2 protein-coding genes are annotated in these 892 nt (G+C 61.1%); one reads left to right on the plus strand and one right to left on the minus strand.

All coding sequences use genetic code 11. From position 1 onward, the window contains the following. Positions 1 to 321: 321 nt before the first annotated feature. Positions 322 to 477 (minus strand): hypothetical protein, encoded by a 156-nt coding sequence (locus tag ACU8YC_RS25055; protein WP_446895968.1) that lies wholly within the window; start codon positions 475 to 477, stop codon positions 322 to 324. On the opposite strand from ACU8YC_RS25055, the gene ACU8YC_RS25060 reads away from it, so the two are divergent. Next, positions 467 to 892: AAA family ATPase (locus tag ACU8YC_RS25060; RefSeq protein ID WP_446895969.1), on the plus strand; the 426-nt coding region annotated here is incomplete at its 3' end. The genes ACU8YC_RS25055 and ACU8YC_RS25060 overlap by 11 nt on opposite strands.

Here is an 892-nt window from a genome sequence, read left to right on the forward strand (position 1 = left end):
CTTATTCGATGAACGTAGCGCGCGTGCCCCTCCGGCGAGGCGAGAGCACGCGGCCAGGCGGTGACCGCCGCGACGGTTTTGGCGGTGGCGCGCACCATCTCGGCCGAAAATTCGGCCCGGTTGAGCCGGGGAATAAGACTCGCTCGCTTTGTAGGACAAAACGGCCAAGGTTTAGTATTTAGTGGAAACCAATCAGCTGTCTGACAGCTGTCTGATACCCTCATACGAATACCGGGGAGGGCGCCTAGCGCCGTTCAGTCAGACATACGCCAGGATCCAGACAGCTTTCCGAAAGAGAATGGCTATCTGACAGCTTTCTGGTTATAAACAGGGTGTCGCCGGGTTAAGGTGGCTTTTACCGCAGAGCTGGAAGCTTCCCGGAACCGGATGGCTTTCCGACAGCTTCCCGGCACCTAACGGCTGCCCGGCAGCTTCCCGGTGCCTGACAGCTTCTAACGAGGTGTCTATGCCTGTCATCACGTTCTCATCGCCTAAGGGCGGTGCCGGCAAAACCACGGCTGCCTGCATCCTCGCCAGCATGCTGGCGGAGCAGGGAGCGACCGTAACCATCATCGACGCCGACCCCAATCAGTTCGTCCAAGAATGGGCGCAGCTGCCGGGCCTGCCCGCCACCCTTCAGGTCGTAGGCGGCGCGACGGAAGAGACGATCATGGACAAGATCGAGGAGGCGGCCAGCATGACCGCCTTCGTGATCGTGGATCTGGAGGGCTTGGCGAGCCTCATGGTCAGCCACGCAATCTCGATGTCCGACCTAGTTGTGATCCCCGTCCAAGGCTCGCAGTTCGACGCCTCGCAGGCTGCCCGTCAGATCGGGCTCATCAAGCGGACGGAGAAGCGCGGGGGGAGGGCCATTCCCTACACGGTGCTGATC

This window comes from Citrobacter sp. VF227, assembly GCF_052950715.1.